1 protein-coding gene is annotated in these 308 nt (G+C 52.3%); it reads left to right on the top strand.

Annotated elements, in window-relative coordinates; genetic code table 11:
- Positions 1 to 9 precede the first annotated feature (9 nt).
- Positions 10 to 308 (top strand): carboxylate--amine ligase (locus tag P0G09_RS17895; RefSeq protein ID WP_275253342.1); only part of this gene is annotated, 299 nt, incomplete at its 3' end.

Here is a 308-nt window from a genome sequence, read left to right as displayed (position 1 = left end):
GGCAACGATATGAAATATAAGCTGATTCGCTCCCCCGGTAATCTGGACAAGGCAGTCCAGAAGCACGAACTGTTTGCCGTGGAGACCGGCAAGAACATTGATGATGTGGCAGACGCGCTTATCCGTGCTGTTCGGGATGATCTTGCGGATATGCCGGAGTATGCGCACTGCGAAACCGCTGCGTATGCACCGGAGCCGGTTCAGGAGCATCGCCGCGTAAGACGTTATCAGTATGAGATGATGGGAGTTGTTTACCCGCAGTATGCGGAGAAGAATATCCTGATTGATTATGGCGTGATTGAAGAGGC

It is taken from the genome of Faecalibacterium sp. DFI.5.82 (assembly GCF_029076575.1).
Taxonomy (GTDB): domain Bacteria; phylum Bacillota; class Clostridia; order Oscillospirales; family Ruminococcaceae; genus Faecalibacterium; species Faecalibacterium duncaniae.
This window is presented reverse-complemented; position numbering and strand designations above follow the sequence as displayed.